The sequence below is a fragment of the Ralstonia sp. 110700041-2 genome (genome assembly GCF_056280165.1).
The window spans coordinates 79,414-105,428 of record NZ_JBSFAI010000015.1 but is presented as its reverse complement, the minus strand read 5'-3'; the positions used below and the strand labels follow the sequence as shown (position 1 = coordinate 105,428).

At 65.3% G+C, this 26,015-nt stretch carries 25 protein-coding genes; 9 read left to right on the top strand and 16 right to left on the bottom strand.

Annotated elements, in window-relative coordinates:
• The first annotated feature begins 4 nt into the window (after positions 1 to 4).
• From pcnB to ACUXH0_RS20855, 6 genes are read left to right on the top strand one after another with little or no spacing between them, the layout of a single operon-like run.
• On the top strand, positions 5 to 1,570 hold the full coding sequence (pcnB, locus tag ACUXH0_RS20880) for a polynucleotide adenylyltransferase PcnB (RefSeq protein WP_004631699.1): 1,566 nt from the start codon (positions 5 to 7) through the stop codon (positions 1,568 to 1,570).
• Positions 1,567 to 2,082, top strand: coding sequence for a 2-amino-4-hydroxy-6-hydroxymethyldihydropteridine diphosphokinase (gene folK, locus ACUXH0_RS20875; protein ID WP_004631694.1), 516 nt, complete (start codon positions 1,567 to 1,569; stop codon positions 2,080 to 2,082). Before pcnB ends, folK begins: the two co-directional genes overlap by 4 nt.
• A 29-nt stretch (positions 2,083 to 2,111) precedes the next feature.
• On the top strand, positions 2,112 to 2,756 hold the full coding sequence (locus ACUXH0_RS20870) for a deoxynucleoside kinase (RefSeq protein WP_012436339.1): 645 nt from the start codon (positions 2,112 to 2,114) through the stop codon (positions 2,754 to 2,756).
• A 56-nt stretch (positions 2,757 to 2,812) separates the two neighbouring features.
• Entirely contained in the window at positions 2,813 to 3,631 is an 819-nt protein-coding gene (gene panB / locus ACUXH0_RS20865; RefSeq protein WP_012436340.1) for a 3-methyl-2-oxobutanoate hydroxymethyltransferase, read from the top strand.
• Positions 3,632 to 3,642: 11 nt separating this feature from the next.
• Positions 3,643 to 4,350 carry an ABC transporter permease gene (locus ACUXH0_RS20860; RefSeq protein WP_004631691.1) on the top strand — a complete coding sequence of 236 codons (708 nt, stop codon included), beginning with the start codon at positions 3,643 to 3,645 and terminating at the stop codon, positions 4,348 to 4,350.
• Complete coding sequence (locus tag ACUXH0_RS20855) at positions 4,347 to 5,045, top strand: ABC transporter ATP-binding protein (protein WP_012436341.1); 699 nt, start codon at positions 4,347 to 4,349, stop codon at positions 5,043 to 5,045. Before ACUXH0_RS20860 ends, ACUXH0_RS20855 begins: the two co-directional genes overlap by 4 nt.
• On the opposite strand, the gene ACUXH0_RS20850 is transcribed toward ACUXH0_RS20855, so the two are convergent.
• The 3 genes from ACUXH0_RS20850 to dnaK form a co-directional block, all read right to left on the bottom strand.
• Entirely contained in the window at positions 4,989 to 6,887 is a 1,899-nt protein-coding gene (locus tag ACUXH0_RS20850; protein ID WP_012436342.1) for a bifunctional chorismate-binding protein/class IV aminotransferase, read from the bottom strand. The two genes, ACUXH0_RS20855 and ACUXH0_RS20850, sit on opposite strands and share 57 nt — an antisense overlap.
• A 149-nt stretch (positions 6,888 to 7,036) precedes the next feature.
• Positions 7,037 to 8,185 carry a molecular chaperone DnaJ gene (gene dnaJ / locus ACUXH0_RS20845; protein ID WP_004631688.1) on the bottom strand — a complete coding sequence of 383 codons (1,149 nt, stop codon included), beginning with the start codon at positions 8,183 to 8,185 and terminating at the stop codon, positions 7,037 to 7,039.
• A gap of 134 nt (positions 8,186 to 8,319) precedes the next feature.
• A complete protein-coding gene (gene dnaK / locus ACUXH0_RS20840) occupies positions 8,320 to 10,272 on the bottom strand; it encodes a molecular chaperone DnaK (RefSeq protein WP_012436343.1) in 1,953 nt (650 codons plus the stop codon).
• Positions 10,273 to 10,536: 264 nt separating this feature from the next.
• Between dnaK and ACUXH0_RS20835 the strand changes: the two genes are divergently transcribed.
• The gene (locus ACUXH0_RS20835) at positions 10,537 to 11,832 is read left to right on the top strand and encodes a phospholipase A (RefSeq protein WP_012436344.1); all 1,296 of its coding nucleotides are present in this window, start codon (positions 10,537 to 10,539) and stop codon (positions 11,830 to 11,832) included.
• Positions 11,833 to 11,844: 12 nt separating this feature from the next.
• Here the strand turns inward: ACUXH0_RS20835 and rnk are convergent, their stop codons facing one another.
• From rnk to grpE, 3 genes are all read right to left on the bottom strand, one after another.
• A complete protein-coding gene (gene rnk, locus ACUXH0_RS20830; RefSeq protein ID WP_012436345.1) occupies positions 11,845 to 12,252 on the bottom strand; it encodes a nucleoside diphosphate kinase regulator in 408 nt (135 codons plus the stop codon).
• Positions 12,253 to 12,563: 311 nt separating this feature from the next.
• Complete coding sequence (locus ACUXH0_RS20825) at positions 12,564 to 12,989, bottom strand: thioredoxin family protein (protein WP_004631681.1); 426 nt, start codon at positions 12,987 to 12,989, stop codon at positions 12,564 to 12,566.
• Between the two features lie 13 nt (positions 12,990 to 13,002).
• Positions 13,003 to 13,650 carry a nucleotide exchange factor GrpE gene (gene grpE / locus ACUXH0_RS20820; RefSeq protein WP_012436346.1) on the bottom strand — a complete coding sequence of 216 codons (648 nt, stop codon included), beginning with the start codon at positions 13,648 to 13,650 and terminating at the stop codon, positions 13,003 to 13,005.
• 262 nt (positions 13,651 to 13,912) lie between these two features.
• Here grpE and ACUXH0_RS20815 point away from each other — a divergent pair, with 262 nt between their 5' ends.
• On the top strand, positions 13,913 to 14,110 hold the full coding sequence (locus ACUXH0_RS20815; protein ID WP_004631677.1) for a hypothetical protein: 198 nt from the start codon (positions 13,913 to 13,915) through the stop codon (positions 14,108 to 14,110).
• 21 nt (positions 14,111 to 14,131) lie between these two features.
• Here the strand turns inward: ACUXH0_RS20815 and ACUXH0_RS20810 are convergent, their stop codons facing one another.
• The 6 genes from ACUXH0_RS20810 to hutU are packed head-to-tail and all read right to left on the bottom strand — an operon-like array spanning position 14,132 to position 21,207.
• Positions 14,132 to 14,530 carry an RNA-binding S4 domain-containing protein gene (locus ACUXH0_RS20810; protein ID WP_012436347.1) on the bottom strand — a complete coding sequence of 133 codons (399 nt, stop codon included), beginning with the start codon at positions 14,528 to 14,530 and terminating at the stop codon, positions 14,132 to 14,134.
• Positions 14,527 to 15,642 carry a ferrochelatase gene (gene hemH, locus ACUXH0_RS20805; protein ID WP_004631671.1) on the bottom strand — a complete coding sequence of 372 codons (1,116 nt, stop codon included), beginning with the start codon at positions 15,640 to 15,642 and terminating at the stop codon, positions 14,527 to 14,529. Before hemH ends, ACUXH0_RS20810 begins: the two co-directional genes overlap by 4 nt.
• A gap of 56 nt (positions 15,643 to 15,698) precedes the next feature.
• Complete coding sequence (gene hutI, locus ACUXH0_RS20800) at positions 15,699 to 16,934, bottom strand: imidazolonepropionase (RefSeq protein WP_012436348.1); 1,236 nt, start codon at positions 16,932 to 16,934, stop codon at positions 15,699 to 15,701.
• Positions 16,927 to 17,904, bottom strand: coding sequence for a formimidoylglutamase (gene hutG / locus ACUXH0_RS20795; protein WP_012436349.1), 978 nt, complete (start codon positions 17,902 to 17,904; stop codon positions 16,927 to 16,929). Before hutG ends, hutI begins: the two co-directional genes overlap by 8 nt.
• A 2-nt stretch (positions 17,905 to 17,906) precedes the next feature.
• Positions 17,907 to 19,463, bottom strand: coding sequence for a histidine ammonia-lyase (hutH, locus tag ACUXH0_RS20790; protein ID WP_012436350.1), 1,557 nt, complete (start codon positions 19,461 to 19,463; stop codon positions 17,907 to 17,909).
• 25 nt (positions 19,464 to 19,488) lie between these two features.
• Positions 19,489 to 21,207, bottom strand: coding sequence for a urocanate hydratase (gene hutU / locus ACUXH0_RS20785; RefSeq protein ID WP_012436351.1), 1,719 nt, complete (start codon positions 21,205 to 21,207; stop codon positions 19,489 to 19,491).
• 154 nt (positions 21,208 to 21,361) lie between these two features.
• Here hutU and hutC point away from each other — a divergent pair, with 154 nt between their 5' ends.
• The gene (hutC, locus tag ACUXH0_RS20780) at positions 21,362 to 22,075 is read left to right on the top strand and encodes a histidine utilization repressor (protein WP_012436352.1); all 714 of its coding nucleotides are present in this window, start codon (positions 21,362 to 21,364) and stop codon (positions 22,073 to 22,075) included.
• A 7-nt stretch (positions 22,076 to 22,082) separates the two neighbouring features.
• Here the strand turns inward: hutC and ACUXH0_RS20775 are convergent, their stop codons facing one another.
• The 4 genes from ACUXH0_RS20775 to hrcA all read right to left on the bottom strand — a co-directional run bounded on the left by ACUXH0_RS20775 (position 22,083) and on the right by hrcA (position 25,985).
• Positions 22,083 to 22,952 carry an ABC transporter permease subunit gene (locus ACUXH0_RS20775; protein ID WP_012436353.1) on the bottom strand — a complete coding sequence of 290 codons (870 nt, stop codon included), beginning with the start codon at positions 22,950 to 22,952 and terminating at the stop codon, positions 22,083 to 22,085.
• Positions 22,949 to 23,740 carry a taurine ABC transporter ATP-binding protein gene (locus tag ACUXH0_RS20770; protein WP_012436354.1) on the bottom strand — a complete coding sequence of 264 codons (792 nt, stop codon included), beginning with the start codon at positions 23,738 to 23,740 and terminating at the stop codon, positions 22,949 to 22,951. Before ACUXH0_RS20770 ends, ACUXH0_RS20775 begins: the two co-directional genes overlap by 4 nt.
• Positions 23,737 to 24,801, bottom strand: a complete 1,065-nt coding sequence (gene tauA / locus ACUXH0_RS20765; protein WP_182594559.1) for a taurine ABC transporter substrate-binding protein — start codon at positions 24,799 to 24,801, stop codon at positions 23,737 to 23,739. The genes ACUXH0_RS20770 and tauA overlap by 4 nt, the downstream gene beginning before the upstream one ends.
• A 125-nt stretch (positions 24,802 to 24,926) precedes the next feature.
• Positions 24,927 to 25,985, bottom strand: coding sequence for a heat-inducible transcriptional repressor HrcA (gene hrcA, locus ACUXH0_RS20760; RefSeq protein ID WP_004631656.1), 1,059 nt, complete (start codon positions 25,983 to 25,985; stop codon positions 24,927 to 24,929).
• Between the last annotated feature and the right edge of the window lie 30 nt (positions 25,986 to 26,015).

Genomic DNA, 26,015 nt, shown 5'->3' with positions numbered 1-26,015 from the left:
CGGCGTGATCAAGAAACTCATCAATCGCCTGCTGGGCAAAACCTCCGCAGAGCCTCAGGCACCTGCTGAACCCGGGGCGACCGCCGCCAGGAAGACCCGCGCGCCCAAGGCACCGAAGGCGGCCAAGGCTCGCACCAAGGCCTCCGCCGGTGGCGTGCCGCGCCAGGCACGGGTATGGAGCGTGGACGAGCACGGTATCGACCCGAAGCTGCTCTCCCGCAACGCGGTCAAGGTCACATCCACGCTGCAGGAAGCCGGCTACGCCGCCTTCATCGTGGGCGGTGCCGTGCGCGACTTGCTGCTCGGCATCAAGCCGAAAGACTTCGATGTGGCGACCAACGCCACGCCCGATCAGGTCCAGGCGCTGTTCCGCCGCTCGCGCATCATCGGGCGCCGCTTCCAGATCGTGCACGTCACGTTCTACGGCGGACGCGATCAGGAAATCATCGAAGTCTCGACCTTCCGCGCGCTCGTCGACGCGGTTGACGCCGAGCAGGTGCCCGCCGGCAAGCGCGTCAAGCGCACCGAGCTGGACCACCACACGCACGCCGTCGACGCCAGCGGCCGTGTGCTGCGCGACAACGTCTGGGGCACCCAGGCCGAAGACGCCACCCGCCGCGACTTCACCGTCAACGCGATGTATTACGACCCCGCCGACGAAACCGTGCATGACTACCATCACGGCATGGAAGACATGCGCGCCCGCACGCTGCGCATGATCGGCGATCCGCACACCCGCTACCGCGAAGACCCGGTGCGCATGCTGCGCGTGGTGCGCTTCGCAGCCAAGACCGGCTTCGACATCGACCCGGACACGCGCGCGCCGATCGCGGAGCTGGGCCCGCTGATCCACAACGTGCCGGCCGCCCGCCTGTTCGACGAGATGTTGAAGCTGCTGATGTCGGGCCACGCCTGGGCGTCGCTGCAGGAGCTGCGCAAGGCGGGCCTGCATCGCGGCCTGCTGCCGCTGCTGGACGTCGCACTGGAGCAGCCGATGGGCCAGCGCTTCGTGCAGCTTGCGCTCGACAACACCGACGATCGCGTCAAGGCTGGCAAGCCGGTCTCGCCGGGCTTCCTGTTTGCCTCCCTGCTGTGGCATCACGTGGTCGAACACTGGAACCGCCGCCGCGCTGCCGGCGAGCCGCTGATCCCCGCGCTGCACACCGCCATGGATGAAGTGCTCGACCGTCAGACCGAGCAACTCGCCATCCAGCGGCGCTTCACCTCCGACATGAAGGAAATCTGGAGCATGCAGCCGCGCTTTGAGAAGCGCTCGGGCCGCATGCCGTATCGGCTGCTGGAGTCGCCGCGCTTCCGCGCCGGCTACGACTTCCTCGCGCTGCGCTGTGCCTCGGGCGAATTGCCACAGGAACTCGCCGACTGGTGGACCGACTTCCAGAGCGGCGACGGCGAAGCCCGCGAAGCCCTCATGGCACAAGCGAAGCACGCACCGAGCCCCTCGGCAAATGCCGGCCCGGCCAGCCCGGGCAAGCGCCGTCGCCGCCGACGTGGTCCGGCAAAATCGGATACAGTCGGTGACGTCAATCCGGGAAGTTCGGAGGAAACGTGAAGACAGTGGCGTACATCGGCATCGGCGCCAACCTGGGCGACGCGCGCCAGGCTGTGAAAGACGCCGTGGTCTGCCTCGCACAGCAGGTCGGCATCACCGTCACCGGCAAATCGAGCCTGTATCGCAGCGCGCCCGTCGAATCCAGCGGCGACGACTACATCAACGCCGTGGTGCGCATCGATACGCATTTCACCGCCGACCAGCTGCTCCGCATCTGCCACCACATCGAAGACCAGTTCGGCCGCGAGCGCCCGTTCCACAACGCGCCGCGCACGCTCGATCTGGACTTGCTGCTCTACGGGGACCACGTCCTCACCTCACCCGAGCTGACGGTGCCGCACCCCCGCGTGGGCCAACGCGCCTTCACCCTGCTGCCCCTGCATGAACTGGCGCCCGACCTCGTGATTCCAGGCATTGGCGCCGTGGCTGCGCTGCTGCCCGGCGTGGCCGACCAGCGCATCGAAAAGACCACGATGTGTCAGTGCATGCGCGCCAAGCAGCCCGCCGCCTGATCATTCGCACCACGCACAAACACCTGCCGATGGCCCTGGACCACCTGCGCCGCATTGTTGTCGAGGGGCCCATTGGCGTGGGCAAGACCGCGCTCGCCCAGCGTCTGGCCGATCATCTGCGTGCGTCAACGTTGTTCGAGACGCCCGCCGAAAATTCCTTCATCGCCCGCTTTTACGAAGACCCCGCGCGCTATGCGCTGCCGGTGCAGCTGCGCTTCCTGCTGCAACGTGCCGAGCGTCTGAAGGCGTGGCACAAGGCAACGCTCGCCGGCGAGCGCATCGTCGCCGACAGCTTCCTGCCGCGCGACCGGCTGTTCGCCCAGCTCACGCTGCCCGCCGATGAACTCGCGCTGTACGACGCGATGGCCAATGCGCTGGCCCTGCCGCAACAGCGCATCGACCTCGTCATCTGCCTGCAGGCTCGCGCAGAAGACCTGCTGCCACGCGTCACCCGTCGCGCCGTTCCTTACGAAACCGGCATCGATGCGGAGTATCTCGAACGCATCTGCGCCGCATACGGCGAGCTGTTTCTGTATTACGATGCCGCACCGACGATGATCGTCGACACCGCTGCCTTCGACCCCGCAGGCAACGACGACGATTTCCGCACCTTGCTCGCCCGCATCGACGCGATGCGCGGGCCCAAGGAATTCATCAAGCTGGCAACGCGCTAGTCGACGCACCACATGGTCTGCGTGGGCGCTCGCGATGCCCCAATGAGTCTCAGTCCATGAGCTATCTCCAGGAATCGAACCGCAAGGCCGTCACGGTGACTTCGCTGCAGGCCATGCGTGCCGCCGGCGAGCGCATCGTCATGCTGACCGCCTACGACTCCAGTTTCGCCGCCCTGATGGATCGCAACGGCACCGACGTGCTGCTCGTCGGCGATTCGCTCGGCAACGTGATGCAAGGCCAGAAGACCACGCTGCCGGTCACGCTCGAGCACATCGTCTATCACACCGAATGCGTATCGCGTGGGACGACCAAGGCGCTGCTCGTGTCGGACCTGCCGTTTGGCACGTATGGCACGCCCGAACAGGCTTTCCACAGTGCCGTACGCGTGATGCAGGCCGGTGCGCAGATGGTCAAGCTCGAAGGCGGCGTGTGGCTCGCGCCAACCATCAAGTTCCTGGTTGAACGCAGCATCCCCGTGTGCGCGCACATCGGCCTGACGCCGCAATCGGTGCATGCATTTGGCGGCTTCAAAGTGCAGGGCCGCGGCGACGAGGCGGCCGCACAACTGAAGGCCGACGCGCTGGCCGTGCAGGACGCCGGCGCGCAACTCGTCGTCATGGAAGCCATCCCGGCTGGGCTGGCCGGTGAAGTCACTCGTCTGCTTGCCATCCCGACTATCGGCATCGGTGCCGGGTTGGAGTGCTCCGGCCAGGTGCTCGTCATGCACGATATGTTGGGCGTATTCCCGGGTCATCGCCCCAAATTCGTACGCAACTTCATGGACGGGCAGACCACCATCGATGGTGCCGTCGCCGCCTATGTGGCTGCCGTCAAGGACGGTACGTTCCCCGGCCCGGAACACACCTTCGCCTGAGCGGCATCCGCATGGAAATCTGGTCGGCCACCGTCGACGCCTTCGCCCTGCTTGCCAGCGGCGATGCGGCGTTGTGGCGGATCGTCTGGGTGTCGTTGAAGGTGGCGATCGCGGGGCTGCTGCTGGCGGCGCCCCCCGGTCTGCTCATCGCTTACCTCATCGCCATGCACCGGTTTGCGGGGCGCCGTGCGCTGGTGGTGCTGGCGCAGGCATCGCTGTCGTTTCCGACCGTGCTGATCGGGCTGTTGCTGTATCTGCTGCTTTCGCGCCAGGGGCCGCTGGGTGGCTTCGGGCTGCTGTTCACGCAAGGCGGCATGATCCTCGGACAAGCGGTGCTTGGGCTGCCGGTGATCGTGGCGTTTGCACTGACTACACTTGAGCGGGCGGATCCGCGTCTCGCAGAAACCGCACGTGTGCTGGGCGCCGGGCGCGTCCGTTTGCTGTTGACGGTGTTTCGTGAATTGCGCTTCGGCCTCATGGCTGCAGTGGTGGCCGGCTTCGGGCGCGTCATCGCCGAAGTGGGCTCGGCGCTGATGGTCGGCGGCAACATCGAGGGCGTCACGCGCACCATGACCACCGCGATTGCGCTGGAAACAAGCAAGGGCGAGTTTGCACAGGGCATCGCACTCGGCATCGTGCTGATCGTGCTGGCACTGCTCGTCAACCTTGTGCTGGCGTGGTTGCAAGGGGCTGGCAACTATCGCAGGGAGCCGGCATGAGCGCGTTCTCGCAGCCCACGATGGTGTTTGAAGGGTTGCGCTGCCAGCACGGCGCGCGCGTGCTGTTCGAGATTCCGCGCCTGGCGCTGTCGGCAGGGCATGCGATTGTCATCACGGGCGCAAACGGCGTCGGCAAATCAACGCTGCTGCGCATGCTGGCCGGGCTTGCACCCGCCAATGGTGCGACCGTCGATTTGGGCCGCGGGCGGCAGGCGCTATCGCCCTACCCGCACGAGCTGCGCGCGCGGCTGACCTACGTGCACCAGCATCCCTACCTGTTCCGCACGTCGGTACGCGCGAATCTCGCCTATGGGCTGACCACGGGCGCGCACCGCGTGGCACGTGCGGAGTTGGATGCGCGCGTCGGCGATGCCCTGCGCTGGGCGGGCCTGCAACACGTGGTGGATGTGCCGCCCGAGCGTCTGTCCGGCGGCGAAACGCAACGTCTTGCATTGGCGCGCGCTCGGGCGCTGCACACCGACGTGCTGCTGCTCGACGAACCGACGTCGAACCTGGACGGCGCCGCACGCGAGCAAGTCATTGCGCTTGTGGGAGAACTGGCAGCAGAGGGCCGCACACTGCTGATGGTCTGCCACGACCGCGAACTGATCAACCTGCCCGGCGTGGCGCGCTGGAAGCTAGAGCACGTCAACGGTCAAGGCCGGCTCGAAATGCGCGGGCACCACACCGCGTAAGGCGTTGCATACGGCGATGGCCTCTGCGCGGGCAACATCGGCGCGGGTGAGCGAACGCTCTTGCAGCGGCCCGCCAAGCCATGGCAAAGCGTCGTTCAACAGCACGGCACGCATCACCCCCGGCAAGACGCCTGCGGACAGCGGCGGAGTGCACCACGCGCCATCGAGCTTGACCAGCAACGTGCTGCGCCCCCCTTCGGCCAATGTGCCATCGGCGTTGAAGAACACGGCATCGAATGCACCTGCGCGCTCGGCGGCCTGCCAGGCTGCATCGTAGCCTTCGCGCAACGTGGTCTTGTGCGTCGGCAGACTGTGCGTGACCTCACGCGGTTGCGATGCGACCAGCAGGCGGACCGGCGCATCCCAGCTGGCATGCAGCGGTGACAGCGGCACGGCCGATACGTTTGCTCCACCGTCCGGGGTAAGCAACAGGCGCATGCGATAGGCGCCCTCGCCTTCCAGCGTTGCGCACGCACGCGCCACATCATTCGTCAGTGCAGTCCGATCGAACGGGAAACCAAAGGCTGCCGCTGAACGCTCCAGCCGCGCCAGATGCCAATCCAGCAGCGCCACGCCCTCGCGCGTCGCGCGCATCGTCTCAAACAGCGATAACCCCGGGTCAAGCGCCGTCACGAAGCGCGCTTTCAGTTGGCACTCCGCGTACTCCTCATCGGCGATGCTGTCGTGCACGATGCCGGAGCCAATGCCTAGTTCGCCGCGACGCAGACCATCGGTGCCGGGCGCGCCAAGGACCAGCGTGCGGATCGCCACCGAGAAGCATGCGTCGCCCATCGCTCGATCGTCGGCAGGCGCATCGATCCAGCCGATGGCGCCGGTGTACAGACCACGCGGCTCGGGCTCGAGCGCCTCGATGATCTCCATGGTCCGCCGCTTGGGCGCGCCGGTGATCGAGCCGCACGGGAACAACGCTCGCAGGCAATCGGCAAGGCCGGTGGCGGGCGGAATCTCGGCCTCGACGGTTGACGTCATCTGGAGCACGCTGCCGAACGGCGTCACCTCGAACAACGCCGGCACGTGCACTGACCCCGCTCGCGCGAGGCGGCCCAGATCGTTGCGCAAGAGGTCGACGATCATCAAGTTCTCGGCGCGGTTCTTTTCGTCTGCGGCCAGTGCGATGGCGCGGGCTTCGTCGACTTCGACGTCGCCGGAGGCTGGCGCGGTGCCCTTCATCGGCCGCGCGACAAGCTGGCCGGCGCGATGCGAAAAGAACAGCTCCGGCGAGCACGACAGAATCGCGGCGCCCTCCGGCAGCCCGATGAAGGCGCCGTACGGCACCGGCTGACGCGCACGCAGGCGCCGATACAACGCCGCTGGCGCGCCAAACGCCGTCATGCGCAGGCGGTACGTGTAGTTGACTTCGTAGGTATCGCCCGCCGCAATCCAGTCGTGGATGCGCGCGATGGCGTCGGTATAGGTGGCGTGATCGACGCTGGCCGCACAATCGAACAGGCCCGCTGCCCCGCTCGCTTCGGGCCACGCGTCGAACAACGTATCGACCTCTGCCGGCGACAGCACCTGCATCGTGCGAAACAGCAGCACGCGCAGGCGGCCATCGTGGCCAGGCAATGAAGAAGACGTTTCCGTGGAAGCCGGCAGACCGACCAGCGGCCCACCAAACTCATACGGCGCAATGATCAGGGCATGCAAACCCTCGCGCCAGGCGGCACGAAGATCATCGTCCAGCCCCTCGAGCATGCCGGCCGGCCGGAAGAACTCGCCGACATAACCGGCGTACCAGCGCGAGCACGGCGCGTCGCCCGAGGTGGCATCGTCCAGCAGCGCGAACGGCGCGCCGGCGTCTGGCGCTTGGAGCGGCTGCATGACGAAGTCCTGATCGAAAAGATGGTGTTCAAGAAGCCTCGAAAAGCGTAGCGAGCGGCCCGAGGTTGGTACGAGAAGCGCAGCCGTACATCGGTACGACGAGCATCACAGTGCCAAGCTCGGGCCGCGCGGTACCTTTGCGCGGCTTCTTACGAGGAGAAGAAGTTCTTTACCTTGTCCAGCCACGACTGCTCTTGCGGGCTGTGCCGCGAGCCGCCTTCGTGCACGGACTTGTCGAACTGCTTGAGCAGGTCCTTCTGGTGCTCCGTCAGCTTGACCGGCGTCTCGATGTTGATGTGCACGTAGAGGTCGCCCGCATAGCCCGAACGCACGCCCTTGATGCCCTTGCCGCGCAGGCGAAACGTCTTACCGGCCTGCGTACCTTCGGGCACCGTGAACGAGGCGCGACCACCCAGCGTCGGCACTTCGATGTCGCCGCCAATGGCTGCCGTCGCAAACGAGATCGGCATCTGGCAATGCAGATCGTCGCCGTCGCGCTCGAACACCGCGTGCTGCTTGATGTGGATTTCCACATACAGGTCACCCGGGGGCCCGCCGTTGATGCCCGGCTCGCCGTTGCCCGACGAACGGATGCGCATGCCTTCGTCGATGCCGGCCGGAATCTTCACTTCCAGCGTCTTCTGGCTCTTCAGCTTGCCCTGGCCGTGGCACTTGGTACACGGCTTGGGGATGTACTTGCCGCTGCCGTGGCACTTCGGACACGTCTGTTGCATCGTGAAGAAGCCCTGCGACACCCGCACCTGACCGGCGCCGTGGCAGGTGGGGCAGGTCTCCACGCTGGAACCGGGCTCCGCGCCCTTGCCATGACAGTGGTCGCACTCGTCCCAGTGCGGCACGCGGATCTGCGTATCGTAGCCATGCGCGGCCTGCTCCAGCGTGATCTCCATGCTGTAGCGCAGGTCGGCGCCGCGATACATCTGCGGGCCACCGCCGCGACGTCCGCCCTGGCCCTGGGCCTGCCCGAAGATATCGCCAAAGATGTCGCCGAAGGCCTCGGCAAAGCCGCCGCCAAAGCCTGCACCGCCCGCGCCAAAGCCGCCAGCCATGTTCGGGTCGACGCCCGCGTGGCCGTACTGGTCGTAGGCAGCCTTCTTCTCAGCGTCGGAGAGCATCTCGTAGGCCTCTTTGGCCTCCTTGAACTTGTCTTCCGCTTCCTTGCTGTCCGGATTGCGGTCCGGGTGGTACTTCATCGCGAGCTTGCGATACGCCTTCTTGATCTCGTCGTCGCTCGCGTTCTTACCCACCCCGAGCACTTCGTAGTAATCACGTTTTGCCATGGTGGCTTCAGTCGTCGCCTGTTTTTACTGCGTGTCGAATAGCAAAAAAGCCGAGCGTGACATCAGGTGCGTCCCGCACAACCCGATGATCACTGCCCGGCGTACCCTCACGTCCGCCTGGCGGACGATCTGGCTTACTTCTTGTCGTTCACTTCCTTGAACTCGGCATCGACGACGTTATCGTCGTGCGGTGCGCCTTGCCCTGCTTGCGCGCCTGCCTGGGCACCAGCGGCTTGTTCAGCGCCACCCGCCTCGCCCTTGGCCTGCATGTCGGCGTAGACCTTCTCGCCCAGCTTCTGCGAGGCGGTCGCCAGCGCTTCGGTCTTGGCGTCGATCGCGGCCTTGTCGGTCCCCTTCAGGGTCTCCTCAAGCTCCTTGATCGCGGCTTCGATCTTGTCCTTCTCGCCAGCTTCCAGCTTGTCGCCGTACTCGCCCAGTGCCTTCTTGGTCGAGTGCACCAGCGCTTCACCCTGGTTACGGGAGTCGACCAGTTCGCGCAGCTTCTTGTCTTCCTCGGCGTTGGCCTCGGCGTCCTTCACCATGCGCTCGATCTCGGCTTCCGACAGGCCGGAGCTTGCCTTGATGGTGATCTTGTTTTCCTTGCCGGTCGCCTTGTCCTTGGCGCCCACATGCAGGATGCCGTTGGCGTCGATGTCGAACGACACTTCAATCTGCGGCGTCCCGCGCGGTGCCGGCGGAATGCCTTCCAGGTTGAATTCGCCGAGCATCTTGTTGCCCGAGGCCATCTCGCGCTCGCCCTGGTAGACCTTGATCGTCACGGCCGGCTGGTTGTCGTCGGCGGTCGAGAAGGTCTGCGAGAACTTGGTCGGGATGGTCGTGTTCTTACCGATCATCTTGGTCATCACGCCACCCAGCGTTTCGATGCCCAGCGACAGCGGCGTCACGTCCAGCAGCAGCACGTCGGTACGGTCACCGCCCAGCACCTGACCCTGGATGGCAGCGCCCACGGCAACGGCCTCGTCCGGGTTCACGTCCTTGCGGGCTTCCTTGCCGAAGAACTCCTTCACCTTCTCCTGCACCTTCGGCATGCGCGTCATGCCGCCCACCAGGATCACGTCGTGGATGTCCGACACCTTCACGCCAGCATCCTTGATGGCGGTGCGGCACGGATCGATCGTACGGGCGATCAGGTCTTCGACCAGCGCTTCGAGCTTGGCGCGCGTGATCTTCAGGTTCAAGTGCTTCGGGCCCGAGGCATCCGCCGTGATGTACGGCAGGTTAATTTCAGTCTGCTGCGTGCTCGACAGCTCGATCTTGGCCTTTTCAGCGGCTTCCTTCAGGCGTTGCAGTGCGAGCACGTCCTTCGACAGGTCGACGCCCTGCTCCTTCTTGAACTCGCCGATGATGTAATCGATGATGCGCTGGTCGAAGTCTTCGCCGCCCAGGAACGTGTCGCCGTTGGTCGACAGCACTTCGAACTGCTTCTCGCCGTCCACGTCGGCAATCTCGATGATCGAGATGTCGAACGTACCGCCGCCCAGGTCATACACGGCGATCTTGCGGTCGCCCTTCTCGTTCTTGTCCAGGCCGAATGCCAGCGCAGCCGCGGTCGGCTCGTTGATGATGCGCTTGACGTCCAGACCGGCAATGCGGCCGGCGTCCTTGGTGGCCTGGCGCTGCGAATCGTTGAAGTAGGCCGGCACCGTGATCACGGCTTCGGTCACTTCCTCGCCCAGGTAGTCCTCGGCGGTCTTCTTCATCTTGCGCAGGGTTTCGGCTGAGATTTGCGGCGGTGCCAGCTTCTGGCCGCGCACTTCCACCCAGGCGTCGCCGTTGTCGGCCTTGACGATGGAATACGGCATCAGGCCGATGTCCTTCTGGACTTCCTTCTCTTCAAACTTGCGGCCGATCAGGCGCTTGACGGCGTACAGCGTGTTCTTCGGGTTGGTCACCGCCTGGCGCTTGGCCGGGGCACCGACCAGGATCTCGCCATCTTCCATGTAGGCGATGATCGACGGGGTGGTGCGAGCGCCTTCCGCATTCTCGATCACCTTGGGGGTGTTGCCCTCCATGATGGCGACGCAGCTATTGGTGGTACCCAAGTCGATACCGATGATTTTGCCCATGTTCTTGCTCCTCGAATCTGGTGTCAGGACTGCACTGAATACAAACTTGGATCGGATGTGGGAGTGCCGTCCGGCTTTTCAAGGCCGAATTTTGAAAAGTTGAGCATTTTGGCCGGTTTTTCCTGGGAAAGCACCCGAAAACGTGCGCTCCCTGGCAAAAACGTGCGTTTTGAACGCCCGGAGCCGCAAACCGGGCACAAAAGGTGTGGGTGGTACCCTTGCGCGCATTGCCACTCGCCGGACACGAACCTGGCTTTTGCGCCCATGCCGTTGCCCTCGCTTCGATCCATCCTTGGCGCTACCTTGCTTGCCGCATGCGCCGTGCCCTGCGCCGATGCGGCCGTTGCCCTCCTTCAGCCCTCCCGCCGCGTCAATGCCAACCAGCCGTTCAATCTGACCCTAGTCATTTCGGGAGACGCCGCCCAGCGCAGCTATGCCGTGCCAGCCAAGCTACGCGTCACCGCCAGCGCTGATCTGCAGGGCCCGGTAGAAGTGATTCTTGATCGACACAACGCTGGCGAAGAAACCCTGCACCTGCGTCTCGGCCAGGTCCGCACGGTCGCCTATACGGGCACGCTGCCCGAGGTGCTGCGCGGTACCGTCCGGATTGATGTGCCGGACCTGGATGCAGCGCCCGTTCTGGTGACGCTCGTGCGTGGCGCAGACGCCCCGCAGATTGCCGCGGATGGCGCCCCCACCGGCGCCGCCCGCAACGCCGCCGCCGAAGCGACCCGCCCCGGCGGCGCGCTCGGCACCAACCCGAGTGCGCTCGCTGCCAACGCAACCGCTACACCGCCCATTCCCGTGGCTGTGGCCGGCAATGGCGAGGCGTCCCGCCCCCCGGAAGAAACCGCGCGCCTGACGTTCCACGAACCCATGTTCGCCGCCGTGGGCGCGCATGGGGGCCTGAACGCCAAGTTTCAGTTGAGCTTCAAATTTCGGATTTTTCAGCCGGAAAACCCGGCATCGGCAGCGCTGTTCGATAACCTGTATTTCGGTTATACGCAGTTCTCGCTGTGGGATCTGGGCAAGGAATCGGCGCCGTTCAGGGATACGAATTACCGGCCGAGCGTCTTCTATTACCGCCCCGACACGGGCGTCCATGGCGGCGCGCTCACACGGCTATCGTTCGCGGCCGGCATCGAGCACGAATCGAACGGCCGCGACGGTGACGCCTCACGCGCCATCAACACCGCATTCGTACGCCCGACGTTCCACTTTGGTGACCTGAACGATTACCACTGGAAGTTCGAGCCCAAGCTCTACGCGTACCTCACGCGCACCGGCAACACCGACATCGCCCACTACCGTGGTTTCGGGGATTTCCGCGTGTCGTACGGTGCGCCCAACGGCTGGGAACTGGCCGCCACGCTGCGCAAGGGCACCCGCAAGGCCTATGGGAGCGTCGACGCGCAATTGACGTATCCGATGAGCCGAATCTTCACTGGCACGGCCGGCTATCTGTTCATCCAGTATTTCACCGGCTACGGCGAGAGCCTGCTCGACTACAACCACAAGCTGGGCTCGCAGTTGCGCGTCGGGTACAGCCTCTCGCGATAGGACGCAGCCGGCTTACAGCGTGTGCTGGCCGGCCGCCTCGGGCTGGAACGCCACGCGATCGATGCGCAACGAACGCTGAGCACCATTGGGCGCGGAGTATTTGACCGACTTGCCCGCGCGCGCGCCCAGCAGCGCAGCGCCCATCGGCGAGAGCACCGACAGCTTGGCCGACGCCACGTTGGCCTCTTCCGGGTAGACGAGCGTCCACTTTTGCTCGGCGCCGGCGTCGTCCACCACGCACACGACCGAGTTCATGGTCACCACATCGGCGGGAATCTTGTTGCTGGGCACCACGTTGGCGCGGGCAATCAGGTCGTCGACCAGATCCGCCAGCGGCGAGTTGCTGCCCGCGCGGTTGGCGGCGTTTTCCAGGCGGGTGAGGTCCAGCTCGGTCAAGTAGATGGCGGCTGCTTTGGCCATGACGATCTCCTACAAGTCTGTGTTCAACACGAAGCAAAGCCGCTGCCGATAGCCGCACAGGCCAACGCAAAGCAGCGGCAAGGAAACCAGCGGGCACACAGGCCGGCCAGCGGTAACACGCACTAAAACTGCTGGTGAAAGAGAGCGAGCCCGGCGGCAACGTGCCGCAGGGGCACTAGAACGACCGCCGGGCGGCGGCAAGGGCCGCGGTCATCGCCTGAGCGGCGCGCGGCAAGGGGCGCACAGCACGGGAAGGCGAAGCAAGAAAGAGGGCCGCAGCCATGGGCGTCGACGTCATCATGGTCGCTGCCTCAGACAAGCGGCTTGCCGGCCAGCTTGTTGCGCGCATTGGCAACGGCGGCGGCAAACTGCGCGTGGCCATGCCAGCCGGTCGCCCGGCCAAGCTTCTTGCCACGATGGAAGAACATGAACACCGGAATACCGTGCAGGGCAAAGCGCTGGCCCAGCTCCGGGTGAGCATAAACGTTGGCATGCAGCCAACTCAGTCCCAGTTCACGCACGGCGGCCGGTTGCGCGAGCATGGCCTGCTTGGCCATCTCGCAGTTAAAGCAATCGACGCCCCAAAAGAACACGCACACGAGCGCATCGCCCGCGGCCGCAATGGCCGCGTCGAAGGTCTCGGTGTTCACCTCGCGCATGCCGAACGCCGCGAGCGCGGTCTTGTCGACCGGGATCGCGGCGTGGGCGTCGTGCGAAGTGGCTATGTTCTGGATCATGGGGCGCGTCGGCTCACTTGGGAGCCGCCACCGTCACGAGGGCCGGGCGCAGCACGCGGTCGGCCAGCGTGTACCCGCGCTGGAGCACCGCCACCACGGTGTTGGCTTCCTGGTCAGCCGGCACCATCGAGATAGCTTGATGGCGGTGCGGATCAAACTTTTCACCCACCGGGTTCAGCTCGGTCACACGGCCCTTCTCGAACGCGGCGTAGAGCTGCTTGAGCGTGAGTTCAACGCCCTCACGCAGCTTGGTGGCGTCGCCCGACGTGTCCGCCAAGGCGGCTTGCAGGCTGTCCATCACCGGCAGCAAGTATTCGGCAAAGCCTTCGATGGCGAACTTGTGGGCCTTGGCCACATCGTCCTGACCACGGCGGCGGATGTTCTCGCCTTCGGCCGTCGCGCGCGCCCAGTTTTCGTAATTCTGGCGAGCCTTTTCTTCTGCGGCCTCCAGTTGACGACGCAGTTCAGCGACGTCCACGTCGGCCACAGCTTCTGCCACGGCGGCTTCGTCACCGGCGACAGCCTGGGCGTCGGCGCTTGCGCGCTGCGCCTGACTCGAATAGGCATGGGCCGCTTGGCCCGTCGCCGATGCGTTCGGCTGGGTGGCTTGGCTGTCCGATGGCATGTCCGAGTTCGAGGGGGTGTCCGAAGTGTGTTTCATAGCGCTGGATAAAGGGGATCGACGCACGGCATGTGCCCGGAATCGATCCGCTGGATTTTTACAAACGATTTGTCCCCGTTATGGGGCATTTGGCGCGCTTTTCAAGGGCGCCGGATGCGCGACAACTGTGCGCCGTGCATCACGAAATATGGGGTTACAACTTTCATCAGACTGCAACGGCACAGCAATTGCGACGCCCCAATTGGCCGCCTATGATGCAAGAAAAAATCGGGGGGCGCGAGCTTCTTTGAGGGTTCGTATCATGCACAACAAATTGCCCGTTCTGACCGTGCTCCTGCTGTTGACCCTGACCGCAGCCACAACGTTCATTTGCCTGTCTGGCGCTGTCACGCCACGTTATACGGAGTACGGCAGCGGCAAGGCATTCTTCAAGCACTACATCATCAAGCCGGCGCAGATGGAGCAGATGCCGCGCGGTTTGATGAGCGTATCAAGTTAGCACACACTCGCGCGGAATGCGTCATTCGCCGCCGAGTTTGTCGATGCGCCGCCGGTCGCGCTTGGTCGGCCGGCCGGCAATTTGTGTGGCGGGTTCCCGATAGAGCCGGCGCTTGTCGGCGTTCTCTTCGCGTTTTAAGCGACTGGTGTCCGTCTCGGCGTAGAGCGTTTGGGCGACCGAAGCTGGGCCGCGCACTTCCGCCAGCGCCAATACTTCCACTTCCCACTGCTGTTCATGCGCGTGCACCCGCACGCGGTCACCGATCTTGACATCCTTGGCGGGGCGAACCGCCTGATCGTTGATCTGCACGCGACCGCGCTCCACCGCGTCCGTCGCCTGCGAACGCGTCTTGAAGAAGCGCGCCGCCCACAGCCATTTGTCGATACGCACGCGATCGGCCGCGTCCGTGCTCACCTTCATGCGGCCGCTCCCTTGCTCTGCGCACGCGTGCGGCTGGCTTCCAGCACGTGCGGATGCGTAAGCGTGAGCGGCCAGCCCTGCAGATGCGCAAGCGCGATGTCGGCAATGCCGGCGATCCAGGCTTCGCTGTCATTGAGGCACGGGATGTAATGGAATTCCTTGCCGCCGGCGACACGGAAGGTCGACTGCCCTTCCATGGCGATCTCTTCCAGCGTCTCCAGGCAATCGGCCGGGAAGCCCGGGCAGAACACATCGACGCGGTTGGTGCCGACTCGGCCAAGCTCTTCCAGCGTGGGCGCGGTGTATGGTTGCAACCATTCGGCTCGGCCAAAGCGTGACTGGAACGTGACCAGGTACTGACCCGGCTGCAGGCCGAGCGCTTCTCCCAGCAAGCGCCCGGTCTTCAGGCATTCGCAGTGATACGGATCGCCCAATTCCAGCGTCCGTCGCGGCACACCATGAAACGACAGCACCAGCTTGTCGCCGTGCGCGAAATCGGGTGCGCCGTGCTGTGCCCAATACGCCCCCACCTGCTGGTGCAGCGCATTGATGTAGGCAGGGTCATCGTGGAAATGCTTGACCAGCCGCAACTCCGGCTGATTGCGCATTTCGCCCAGCACGCGGAAGACCTCATCGAAGGCCGTCGCGGTGGTGGTGCCGGAATACTGCGGATACATCGGCAACACGAGGATACGCTCGACGCCCTGCTTGCGCAGCGCCTGCATGACGGACGGAATCGAAGGATTGCCATAGCGCATCGCACAGGCAACCACCACATCGTGGCCCTGGGCGTTCAGCAACTGCTGCAGCGCATGCGCCTGGCGCTCGCTGTAGACGAGCAGCGGCGAGCCCGTCATGTTGGCCTCGCGCAGCCATATGCTTTCGTACTTGTGCGCCGACGCCCGCGAGCGTAGCGGCACGATCAGCACGTTGAGGATGAACCACCACACGGCGCGCGGAATTTCCACAACGCGGGGGTCGGACAGGAACTGACGCAGGTAGCGGCCGACCTCGCGTGGCGACGTACCGTCGGGCGTACCGAGGTTGACGAGCAGGATCGCCGTGCGATCGGGCTGGCCGTGCTGGAACAGGGGTTCGGGCAAGAAGGGCATGGGCGCGGGTTCGCGATAGACCGGCCGATTATACGAGCCGATTCATCGCGTGTTCCTTACGCCACCACGGCGCCGTCCTTGACCACACCAACACACGGGTTAAGCCCCATCGCGTACGCCAGATCGGCGGGCCGGTCGATGCGCCACAGAGCGAAATCGGCCGCGCAGCCCGGAGCCAGCACGCCACACGTGCCAGACAGGCCCAGCGCGGCGGCAGCATGACGCGTGGCGCCGGTCAGCGCTTCCAGCGGCGTCATGCGGAACAGCGTGCACGCCATGTTCATCGCCAGCAGCAGCGACGACAACGGCGATGTGCCAGGGTTGCAGTCGGTCGACACGGCCATGGGCACACTGGCGGCACGCAGCGCGGCCATCGGCGGCAGGCGCGTTTCGCGCAGGCAGTAGAACGCGCCGGGCAGCAGCACGGCGACCGTGCCGGCTTGCGCCATGGCGGCAACGCCTGCATCGGTCAGGCATTCGAGATGATCCGCTGAAAGACCGCCGTAGCGAGCCACCAGCGCCGCGCCGCCCTGGTCGGAGAGCTGTTCGGCATGCAGCTTGACCGGCAGGCCGTGGCGCTGGGCAGCGTCGAACATGCGCACTGTCTGTGCGGGCGTAAAACCAATGGTTTCGCAGAAGGCGTCAACCGCATCGACAAGACCTTCTCCGGCAAGCGCGGGCAGCACATCGGCGCACAGATGATCGATGTAGTCATCCGCGCGGCCGGCAAATTCGGGCGGTACGGCATGCGCGCCGAGGAACGTGGTCCGCACGCGCACTGGCAATGCCTGGCCGAAGCGGCGCGCCACCCGCAGCATGCGGCGCTCGGTTTCGAGGTTCAGGCCGTAGCCCGACTTGATTTCGACGGTCGTGACACCTTCGGCGCTCAGGGCATTCAGGCGAGGCAGACTGGCTTCGGCCAGCGCGTCCTCGCTGGCCGCCCGCGTGGCGCGAACGGTCGAGAGGATGCCGCCGCCCGCGCGCGCGATCTCTTCGTATGGCACGCCGTTCAGGCGCGCTTCGAATTCATTGCTGCGGTTGCCGGCGTAGACGAGGTGTGTGTGGCAGTCGATCAGGCCGGGCGTGAGCCACGCGCCGCCGCCATCGTGTTCGCGTGTGGCGCGGGCGTTGACGGGCACATCAGCGCGGTACCCAAGCCACGCAATGCGGCCGTCCTTGACGGCGATGGCGCCGTCGCGGATCTCGCCGTAGCCGTCGGCATCGGCGGCGAGCGTGGCGAGATGGACGTTGGTCCAGAGCCCGTCCCAGTGCGGGTTGGCCGGATCAGCCATGTGCGGCTCCCTGCAGGCCAATGCCGTCTGCCACGCGCGCCACGAGGCGGGCAGCAACACGTGCCGTGTGGTGATCAATGTCGAGCGACGGGTTCAGTTCCGCCACATCCGCCAGCCGCAGCTTGCCCGAGCTGACCACGCGATCGACGATGGGCTCGATCACGTCCATGCCCACGCCGCGTGCGGACGGCGCGCTCACGCCCGGAGCCACCGCGGCCGGCAGCACGTCCAGGCACATCGTCAGATAGACGTGGTCGACCTGACTCAGAAACACCTCGACCACCTTCAGCACGTGCGCGAGCTGCATGACGTCCATCTCATCGTCGTGCATCCAACGCACACCGAGCTGGCGCGCACGCGCGAACAGCGCTTCGGTGTTGGCGTAGGTGCTCACGCCCAGGCAGGCGTAGTGGAACGGCCAGCCGCGCCGTGCGCAGTCTTCGGCGATCTGGCGGAAGGGTGTGCCCGAGCTGCCGCGCTCGCCGGCGCGCAAATCGAAATGCGCGTCCAGATTGAGAATGCCGATACGCGGGGGCTGGTTGGATTTCGCCGCCAGATGCCTCGCCAAGCCGCCAAACGATGCCCACGCGATCTCGTGGCCGCCGCCGAGCGCGATCGGAAATGCGCCGCGGTCGAGCAGATCGTGCAGCACACCGGACAATTCGCTCTGCGCGTCTTCCAGCGCATCGCCTTGGCATGTCACGTCGCCCGCGTCGACGACCACACGGCCCGCACGCGCGGGCAGGTTCGCGAGCATCTTGCGGATGGCCGCGGGGCCCGCCTGTGCACCGGTGCGCCCGTGGTTGCGTGCGACACCCGCATCGCAGGCAAAGCCCGCCAGGGCGACGGTGTTGGCCAGCGGCGTCGATGCATCGATGCGGCGCACCGTCTGGTGCCAACGCAAGCCCAGCGGGCCTTCCTCCGCATCGACGCGGCCTTGCCAGACGTTCGGTTCGGCTTGGGCGAGCATGGTCAGACGAGTGCGAGTTCGCCGACGTGCGCGCGGCACGAATCGCCGAGGGCACCGTCGAGCACGAGGCGGCGGGCGGCTTCGATGTCGGGGGCGAACAGGCGATCTTCACCGTAGTACGCCACGCGCGCACGGATGCAGCCATGTGCCTTCTGCAGCGTGTCGGACGTCGCCAGCGGCTTGTGGAAGTCGATGCCCTGCGCCGCCGCCAGCGCTTCGATGCCGACGATGGTGGCGGTGTTCTCAGCCATGTCCTGCAAACGGCGGCCTGCAAAGGTTGCCATGCTGACGTGGTCTTCCTGGTTGGCGGAAGTCGGCAGGCTGTCGACGCTGGCCGGGTGGGCGAACGTCTTGTTTTCCGACGCCAGCGCGGCGGCCGTGACGTGGGCGATCATGAAGCCCGAGTTCAGGCCCGGCTGCTCGACCAGGAACGGCGGCAAGCCCGACAGCGTGGAGTCGATCAGCAGCGCGATGCGGCGCTCGGACAGCGCACCGATCTCGGCAATCGCCAGCGCGAGCATGTCGGCGGCAAACGCCACCGGCTCGGCATGGAAGTTACCGCCCGAGATCACTTCACCGGCGTCGGCGTAGACCAGCGGGTTGTCGGTCACTGCGTTGGCTTCGGTGAGCAGCGTGGCGCCGGCCTGGCGGATCAGATCGAAACATGCACCCATGACTTGCGGCTGGCAGCGCAGGCTGTATGGGTCTTGCACGCGCTTGTCGCCCACGAGGTGAGACTGACGGATGGCGCTGCCGGCAAGCAGGTTGCGGTACACGGCCGCGGTGGCGATCTGGCCGGCTTGCCCACGCACAGTGTGCACGCGCGGATCGAACGGCGCGTCGCTGCCCTTGGCGGCATCCACCGACAACGCACCCGACACCGTGGCGGCTTGCAGCAGTCGCTCGGCCAGGAACAGGCCGTTGAGCGCCAACGCGGTCGACACCTGCGTGCCGTTGATGAGTGCCAGGCCTTCCTTGGCGGCCAGCGCGATCGGCTCGATGCCCGCGGCAGCCAGTGCCGCACGTGCCGGGGTGCGTACGCCGTTCACGCGCACGTCGCCTTCGCCCAGCAGGGCCAGCGTCATGTGCGCCAGCGGCGCCAGATCGCCCGACGCGCCCACCGAACCCTTCGACGGAATGCAGGGCACGATGCCGGCGTTCAGCAGTGCCAACAGCGTGTCGATCACAACACGGCGCACGCCCGAATAACCGCGCGCCAGGCTCGCTGCCTTCATCAGCAGCACCAATCGCGCCACGTTGTCGCTCAAGTCTTCACCGGTGCCGACAGCGTGCGACAGGATCAGGTTGCGTTGCAGGCGCTCCAGCTCGTGCGTGGCGATCTGCGTCTTGGCCAGCAGGCCGAAACCGGTGTTGATGCCGTAGGCCGGCGCGCCCTTGGCGACGATGGCCTGCACGGTGGCTGCCGAGGCTTCGATGGCGGCAGCGCAATCGCCCGACAGCGCAACAGGCGTGGGGGCGAGCCAGACGCGGCGCAGGTCGGCAAAGGACATTGCGCCCGGCTGCAACGTGATGATGGGGGGCGTGGTCATGGTGTTCATAGCAATGCGAGAGGATGTCTTTAACTTAGCCGATCATCGGCAGGTTCAAACCGTTGCGCTTGGCGCAGGCAATGGCGGTTTCGTAGCCGGCATCGGCATGGCGCATGACGCCCGAGCCGGAATCGTTGACGAGCACACGACCCAGACGCTTGGCCGCAGCGTCCGTGCCGTCGGCGACGATCACCACGCCCGAGTGCTGCGAATAGCCCATGCCGACACCGCCTCCGTGGTGCAGCGACACCCACGTCGCACCGCCGGCCGTGTTGAGCAGCGCGTTGAGCAGCGGCCAGTCCGACACGGCATCGGTGCCGTCGCGCATGGCTTCGGTTTCACGGTTGGGGCTGGCGACGGAGCCGGTGTCGAGGTGATCGCGACCGATCACGATCGGCGCCTTCAGCTCGCCATTCTTGACCATCTCGTTGAAAGCCAGACCGGCCAGGTGACGCTCGCCCAGGCCGAGCCAGCAGATCCGTGCGGGCAACCCTTGGAAGGCGATGCGATCACGCGCCATGTCGAGCCAGCGATGGACGTGCGTGTTGTGCGGGAAGAGTTCCTTGATCTTGGCGTCGGTCTTGTAGATGTCTTCCGGATCGCCCGACAGCGCCACCCAGCGGAATGGGCCCTTGCCTTCGCAGAACAGCGGTCGGATGTAGGCCGGCACGAAACCCGGGAAGTCGAAGGCGTTCTTCACGCCCTGGTCGAACGCGACCTGGCGGATGTTGTTGCCGTAGTCGACGGTCGGAATGCCCATGGCCTGGAAGTCAAGCATGGCCTGCACGTGTACGGCGCACGACTTGGCGGCCTCGTCGGTCAGGCGGGCGTGCTGCGACGGGTCGCGTTGCGCAGCACGCCATTGCTCGACCGTCCAGCCAATCGGCAGGTAGCCGTTGACCAGATCATGCGCCGAGGTCTGGTCGGTCACCAGATCCGGCTTCAGGCCGCCGGCGCGGGCACGCTTGACCAGCTCCGGCAAGATTTCCGCCGCATTGCCGAGCAGACCGATGGACACGGCCTCGCCGCGCTCGCAATGGTGGCGAATCAGGTTGAATGCGTCGTCGATGTCCTTTGCCTGCTTGTCGAGGTAGCGCGTACGCAGGCGGAAATCGATGCTCGATTGCTGGCACTCGATGTTCAGCGACACGGCGCCGGCCAGCGTGGCGGCCAGCGGCTGCGCGCCGCCCATGCCGCCCAGGCCCGCCGTGAGAATCCAGCGGCCAGCCAGCTTGCCGTCGTAATGTTGACGACCGGCTTCGGCAAACGTCTCATACGTGCCTTGCACAATGCCCTGGCTACCGATGTAGATCCAACTGCCGGCAGTCATCTGGCCATACATGAACAGGCCCTTGCGATCCAGCTCGTTGAAGTGCTCCCAGTTCGCCCACTTGGGCACCAGGTTGGAGTTGGCGATCAAGACGCGCGGTGCATCCGGGTGGGTCTTGAACACGCCCACCGGCTTGCCCGATTGCACGAGCAGCGATTCGTCGTCGTTCAGCTCGCGCAGCGTTTCCAGGATCTTGTCAAAGCAGGCCCAGTCGCGCGCAGCGCGGCCAATACCGCCGTAGACGACGAGGTGCTTGGGGTTCTCGGCCACATCCGGGTCGAGGTTGTTCTGCAGCATGCGATAGGCCGCCTCGGTCAGCCAGCTCTTGCAGTGCAGCTCGGTGCCACGCGGGGCACGGATTTCGCGCGAGGCGTCGTAGCGCGGATCGTTGGTCAGGTGGGCAGCGTGGGTCGGGGCGTTCATGTGAGGTCTCCTGCGAACTCCTTTGTCATGGAGCGCATCTTATGTTGTATATACAACTTAGGCAAGAAAACTTTACAAGCTAAGAGCAAACCCTGATGATGACCGCCATCCGCACATCACTTCCGCGGCCCTACCCGCACCGCAAGCCACGCCCATGTCACACGACCCGTCCGCCAGCACGCCCGCCTTCCAGCGCATCAAGGAAGACATCCTCATGCGCATCCGCAGCGGCGAGTGGCAGGAAGGGGAAATGATTCCCGGGGAGACCACGCTCGCGCAGACCTTTGGCGTGTCGCGCATGACGGTCAACCGCGCGCTGCGTGAGTTGACCGCCGAGCAGATCCTCACGCGCGTGCAAGGGTTGGGAACGTTCGTCGCGCAGCAGAAATACCAGGCGACGCTGGTGGCGATCCGCAACATCGCCGAGGAAATTGCGGCGCGCGGCCATCGGCACCGCGCCGAACTGCACAAGCTGGAACGCGCCCGCGCCAACGAAGCGATGGCGGCTTCGTTTGGTGTGCCGGCCGGCGGCGTGCTCTTCCATTCGCTGATCGTGCACTTCGAAAACGACTTGCCGATCCAGGTGGAAGACCGTTGGGTGAACGCGGCGTTGGCGCCCGAATACATGGAGCAGGATTTCACGCAGACCACGCCGAACGCCTACCTGATGCGTGCCGCCCCATTGCAGGGCGTGGATTACGGCATTGAGGCGCGCCTGCCGCCGCGCGAGATTGCGGAGATGCTGCACATGGACGTGCGCGAGCCCTGCCTGATGCTGCGGCGGAAAACGCTGTCGCAGGGCCAGGTCGCCTCGGTGGCGACCATGTGGCATCCCGGCGGGCGTTATCAGTTCACGGGCAGTTTCTGAGTCTGCGCTAGCTGCGACCCTTCCAGGGCACCACGCGCGCTTCGATGGCGCGCATGGCCAAGTCGAACACCCATGCAATCGCGCCGATCAGCACGATGCCCATCACCACGAGGTCGGTGCGTAGAAAGCTCGACGCATTGAGCACCATCTGCCCCACGCCCACGGTTGCAGCCACCATTTCCGCCGCCACCAGCGTGGTCCAGCCGAAGCCGATGGCGATACGCAAGCCGGTCAGTATCTCCGGCAGCGCGGCGGGCAAGATCACATGCCGCACCACCTGCGTGAAGCTTGCGCCAAGCGCATACGCGGCGTTGATCTGCTCAAGCGTGGCGCTGCGCACGCCGGCACGCGCGGCCATGGCAATCGGTGCGAAGCAGGCAAGGTAGATAACGACAATCTTGGCGCGCTCGTCAATGCCCAGCCAGATAACCACGAGCGGCAGGTACGCCAGCGGCGGCAGCGGGCGATAGAACTCAATGGGCGGATCGAGCAAGCCGCGCGCGGTGCGGGAGACACCCATCGCGAGGCCGATCGGTATGGCCGTCACGGCAGCCAGTGCAAACGCGCCGAACACGCGTAGCGCACTCCAGCCAAGATGTGCTGCCAGCGGCTGGCCGCCTTGAATATCGCCATGCCAGGCATCGATGAATGCGCGCCCCACGGCCTGCGGCGAGGGCAGGAACAACGGCGGCACCCAATGGAAGGTGGTGGCCGCCCACCAGAGCACGAGCAGCGCAGTCACCGACAACACGCTGAGCCCCGATGCGCTGCCCTCGCCCGGCAGACGATAGCCGCGCAGCCTGCGCACCGGTCTGCTGGAGGGCGGCGCTGCATCGAGGGAGGCGCGCTGCAGCACGGGAGTTTCGAGCGCGCTCATGCGATCAACTCCTCGGGGGCATGGTGGATCAGCGCCAGCACACGCTCGCGCCAGGCAATGAATTCCGGCGACGATTTCACCGCGCGGGCGTCGCCGCCTGCCAGCGCCTGCCGCGAGAACGGCAGATCGAATGTCTGCACGATGCGCCCCGGCGATGGCGACATCACGATCAGGCGCGTTGCGAGGAACAGCGCCTCCTCCACGTCGTGTGTGATGAAGAAAACGGTCGTGCCGGTGCGTTGCCAGACATCGAGCACCAGCGTCTGCATGGTCTCGCGCGTGAACGCGTCGAGCGCGCCCATCGGTTCGTCCATCAGCAGCACGCGGGGCTCCGTCGCCAGCGCTCGGGCAATGCCCACGCGTTGCTGCATGCCGCCTGACAACGCATAGACCGGCGACGTAGCATGCGCTTCAAGTCCGACCCACCGAAGCAACTCAAGCGCACGCGCATGCCGCGTCTTGCGATCGACACCGCGCAGCTTGAGACCAAGCGCCACGTTGTCACGCACGTTCAGCCATGGCATGAGCCCATAGCGCTGGAACACCACGCCGCGATCGGCGCCCGGACCATCGATTTCGCGCCCGTCCAGGAGAATCTGCCCCGACGTGGGCGCCACAAAACCCGCAAGACAGTTCAGCAGCGTAGTCTTGCCGCAGCCGGAAGCGCCCAGGGCCACGACGAACTCGCCGGCGTTGATCGACAAATCCACACCGGCCAGGGCGCGGGTGGTGCGGCCGTGCGCGTCGGTGTAGTCGACGCGCAAGCCACGCACATCGATACGGCTCATCGCGTTGCGGTGGCGACAGCCTTGTTGGAAGTACCAGCCGCGCGCTGGACAAAGCGCGAGTCGATGGTCGCACCGTAATCCGGCAGCACCGCCTGGATCGTGCCCTGCGTCTTCAGGAACTGTGCTGTGGCGAGCAGCGACTGCGCGGCGCCCGATTCCGCCCCGCCACCCAGCCATCGCTTGGAGGCCTGCTCCGCCGCATCCGGGAAGGCATACAGCGCAAGACTTGCCGGCACGTCCGCCGCCGTCGCGCCCGAAGTCTTGGCCACGGCTGCCACCTGCGGCGATGTCGCCGTCCACGCGGCCTTGTTGTTGCGATAGGCGGCATCGGCCTTGGCCAGCACTTCGACAAACTTGGCGATGAACTCGGCATGGTCACGCGCGAACTTGCGATCCGCCACGAAGCCATCGAAGGTCGACTTGCCGGTGGCGGCGGCGATCTTGCCGGAGGTGGTCAGCACGGTGCCGTTCTTCTTCACCTTGGCGAGTACCGGATCCCAGATAAAGGCCGCATCGACATCGCCCCGGTCCCACGCGGCCGCCAACTCCTGCGGCCGCAGGTTGAACACCTTCACGTCGCGCGGCTCGAGCCCGGCTTGTTGCAGCGCGACCAGCGCATGGAAATGCGAGGTCGACACATACGGCACGCCCAAGGTCTTGCCCTTCAGGTCGGCCACCCGCGACACGCCGCTGCCGTTGCGGGCAACCAGCGCTTCCGCATCGTTGATGTTGTCGAGAATCCAGAACAGCGACAGGTCCACGCCCTGCGACACGCCGGCAGCAATCGGGCTGGAGCCCGCTTCGCCGACCTGCACGGAACCCGAGGCGATGGCGCGCACCACGTCGGCACCGCTGGCGAGCTGGCGGTACGTCACCTTATAGCCGGTGGCACGCTCGACCTCGCCCGTGGCTTGGGCGTAGCGCCAGGGCAGCACCATGTCCTGATAAGCGATAACAACCTCGCGGTCGGCCGCGCGTGCAGGAGCAGCCCCAAACAAGGCGAACGAAATGGCCGCAGACATCGCTGCAGCCAGCAAGCGAGAGAGGGAAGAACCAGCCATGAAAGACTCCGGCAGAAAAGAATCGCGCACATGCGCCGGAGTCGATTGTGAGAGACGGCAGCGTAGCCTGTCGTCGAAGAAAATCGGCTGAGCTTATGCGGCTCGCAGACAGAACAACCGGTAGATCAATATTGGCTGAGCGTGCTGGACAGCAGCTTGGCCGTGATATCTACAATTGGGATCACGCGCTCATATGCCATGCGCATCGGCCCGATCACGCCGAGCGTGCCGACGATCTTGCCGTCCACCTCATACGGTGCGGTGATGACCGCCATGTCTTCGTGCGGGACGAGGCTGCTTTCGCCGCCGATGAAGATCTGCACGCCCTCGGCGCGGCTGGATACGTCGAGCAATTGCAGCAGGCCAGTCTTCTGCTCGAACACGGCAAAGAGCCGGCGCAGCTTGTCCATGGACGAAGACAGGTCTTCCACATCCAGCAGCTTGCGCTCGCCCGAGATGACGACCGGCTCCTCGTCCGACACGGCACTGCTGCCCGCCTCCACGGCCGCCTGCATCAGTGCCGTCATGTCGGCCTGCAGCGCAGAGAGTTCACCCCGCAGGCTTTCGCGCACTGCATCGAACGTCTGGCCACCGTAATGCGCGTTGATGTAGTTGGCCGCTTCCACCAGTTGCGACGGGCTGTAAGGCGTATCGGTATGGATAATGCGGTTCTGCACGTCGCCCTCGGGCGTGACGACGATCAGCAGGATGCGCGATTCCGACAGCCGCAGGAATTCGATCTGCCGGAACGCGTGCGTGCGCCGCGGCGTCATCACGATGCCGGCAAACTGCGAGAGGTTGGACAAGGTTTGCGCCGCCGCCGCAATTACCCGCTGCGACGATTCCGCCCCATGCGACGCAAGTTGCGAGCGCACCTGCTCTGCGATCGCGCCCACCATCTGCTGCGCCATGCGATCCTGCGTGCTCAGCACATCCAGCGGGCTGGCCGTCAGCATGGTATCGACAAAGAGGCGGTAGCCGCGCGGCGTCGGCACGCGCCCGGCCGAGGTGTGTGGGCTGGCAATGAAGCCCATCTCTTCCAGGTCAGACATCACATTACGGATGGTGGCCGGCGACAGATCGAGCCCCGAATATTTCGACAAGGTGCGGGAGCCCACGGGCTGCCCCTCGGCGATATACCGTTCGATCAGGGTCTTGAGGAGGATGGTGGCGCGCTTGTCCATGATTCGTCAATTTTACGCAAAATCGGCGCC

Bases quoted from the DNA above. Each gene is read 5' to 3' on its own strand.
- ACUXH0_RS20870 (WP_012436339.1), top strand. From the start codon at position 2,112: ATGGCCCTGGACCACCTGCGCCGCATTGTTGTCGAGGGGCCCATTGGC.
- panB (WP_012436340.1), top strand. From the start codon at position 2,813: ATGAGCTATCTCCAGGAATCGAACCGCAAGGCCGTCACGGTGACTTCG.
- ACUXH0_RS20860 (WP_004631691.1), top strand. From the start codon at position 3,643: ATGGAAATCTGGTCGGCCACCGTCGACGCCTTCGCCCTGCTTGCCAGC.
- ACUXH0_RS20855 (WP_012436341.1), top strand. From the start codon at position 4,347: ATGAGCGCGTTCTCGCAGCCCACGATGGTGTTTGAAGGGTTGCGCTGC.
- ACUXH0_RS20850 (WP_012436342.1), bottom strand. From the start codon at position 6,887: ATGCAGCCGCTCCAAGCGCCAGACGCCGGCGCGCCGTTCGCGCTGCTG.
- dnaJ (WP_004631688.1), bottom strand. From the start codon at position 8,185: ATGGCAAAACGTGATTACTACGAAGTGCTCGGGGTGGGTAAGAACGCG.
- dnaK (WP_012436343.1), bottom strand. From the start codon at position 10,272: ATGGGCAAAATCATCGGTATCGACTTGGGTACCACCAATAGCTGCGTC.
- ACUXH0_RS20835 (WP_012436344.1), top strand. From the start codon at position 10,537: ATGCCGTTGCCCTCGCTTCGATCCATCCTTGGCGCTACCTTGCTTGCC.
- rnk (WP_012436345.1), bottom strand. From the start codon at position 12,252: ATGGCCAAAGCAGCCGCCATCTACTTGACCGAGCTGGACCTCACCCGC.
- ACUXH0_RS20825 (WP_004631681.1), bottom strand. From the start codon at position 12,989: ATGATCCAGAACATAGCCACTTCGCACGACGCCCACGCCGCGATCCCG.
- grpE (WP_012436346.1), bottom strand. From the start codon at position 13,650: ATGAAACACACTTCGGACACCCCCTCGAACTCGGACATGCCATCGGAC.
- ACUXH0_RS20815 (WP_004631677.1), top strand. From the start codon at position 13,913: ATGCACAACAAATTGCCCGTTCTGACCGTGCTCCTGCTGTTGACCCTG.
- ACUXH0_RS20810 (WP_012436347.1), bottom strand. From the start codon at position 14,530: ATGAAGGTGAGCACGGACGCGGCCGATCGCGTGCGTATCGACAAATGG.
- hemH (WP_004631671.1), bottom strand. From the start codon at position 15,642: ATGCCCTTCTTGCCCGAACCCCTGTTCCAGCACGGCCAGCCCGATCGC.
- hutI (WP_012436348.1), bottom strand. From the start codon at position 16,934: ATGGCTGATCCGGCCAACCCGCACTGGGACGGGCTCTGGACCAACGTC.
- hutG (WP_012436349.1), bottom strand. From the start codon at position 17,904: ATGCTCGCCCAAGCCGAACCGAACGTCTGGCAAGGCCGCGTCGATGCG.
- hutH (WP_012436350.1), bottom strand. From the start codon at position 19,463: ATGAACACCATGACCACGCCCCCCATCATCACGTTGCAGCCGGGCGCA.
- hutU (WP_012436351.1), bottom strand. From the start codon at position 21,207: ATGAACGCCCCGACCCACGCTGCCCACCTGACCAACGATCCGCGCTAC.
- hutC (WP_012436352.1), top strand. From the start codon at position 21,362: ATGTCACACGACCCGTCCGCCAGCACGCCCGCCTTCCAGCGCATCAAG.
- ACUXH0_RS20775 (WP_012436353.1), bottom strand. From the start codon at position 22,952: ATGAGCGCGCTCGAAACTCCCGTGCTGCAGCGCGCCTCCCTCGATGCA.
- ACUXH0_RS20770 (WP_012436354.1), bottom strand. From the start codon at position 23,740: ATGAGCCGTATCGATGTGCGTGGCTTGCGCGTCGACTACACCGACGCG.
- tauA (WP_182594559.1), bottom strand. From the start codon at position 24,801: ATGGCTGGTTCTTCCCTCTCTCGCTTGCTGGCTGCAGCGATGTCTGCG.
- hrcA (WP_004631656.1), bottom strand. From the start codon at position 25,985: ATGGACAAGCGCGCCACCATCCTCCTCAAGACCCTGATCGAACGGTAT.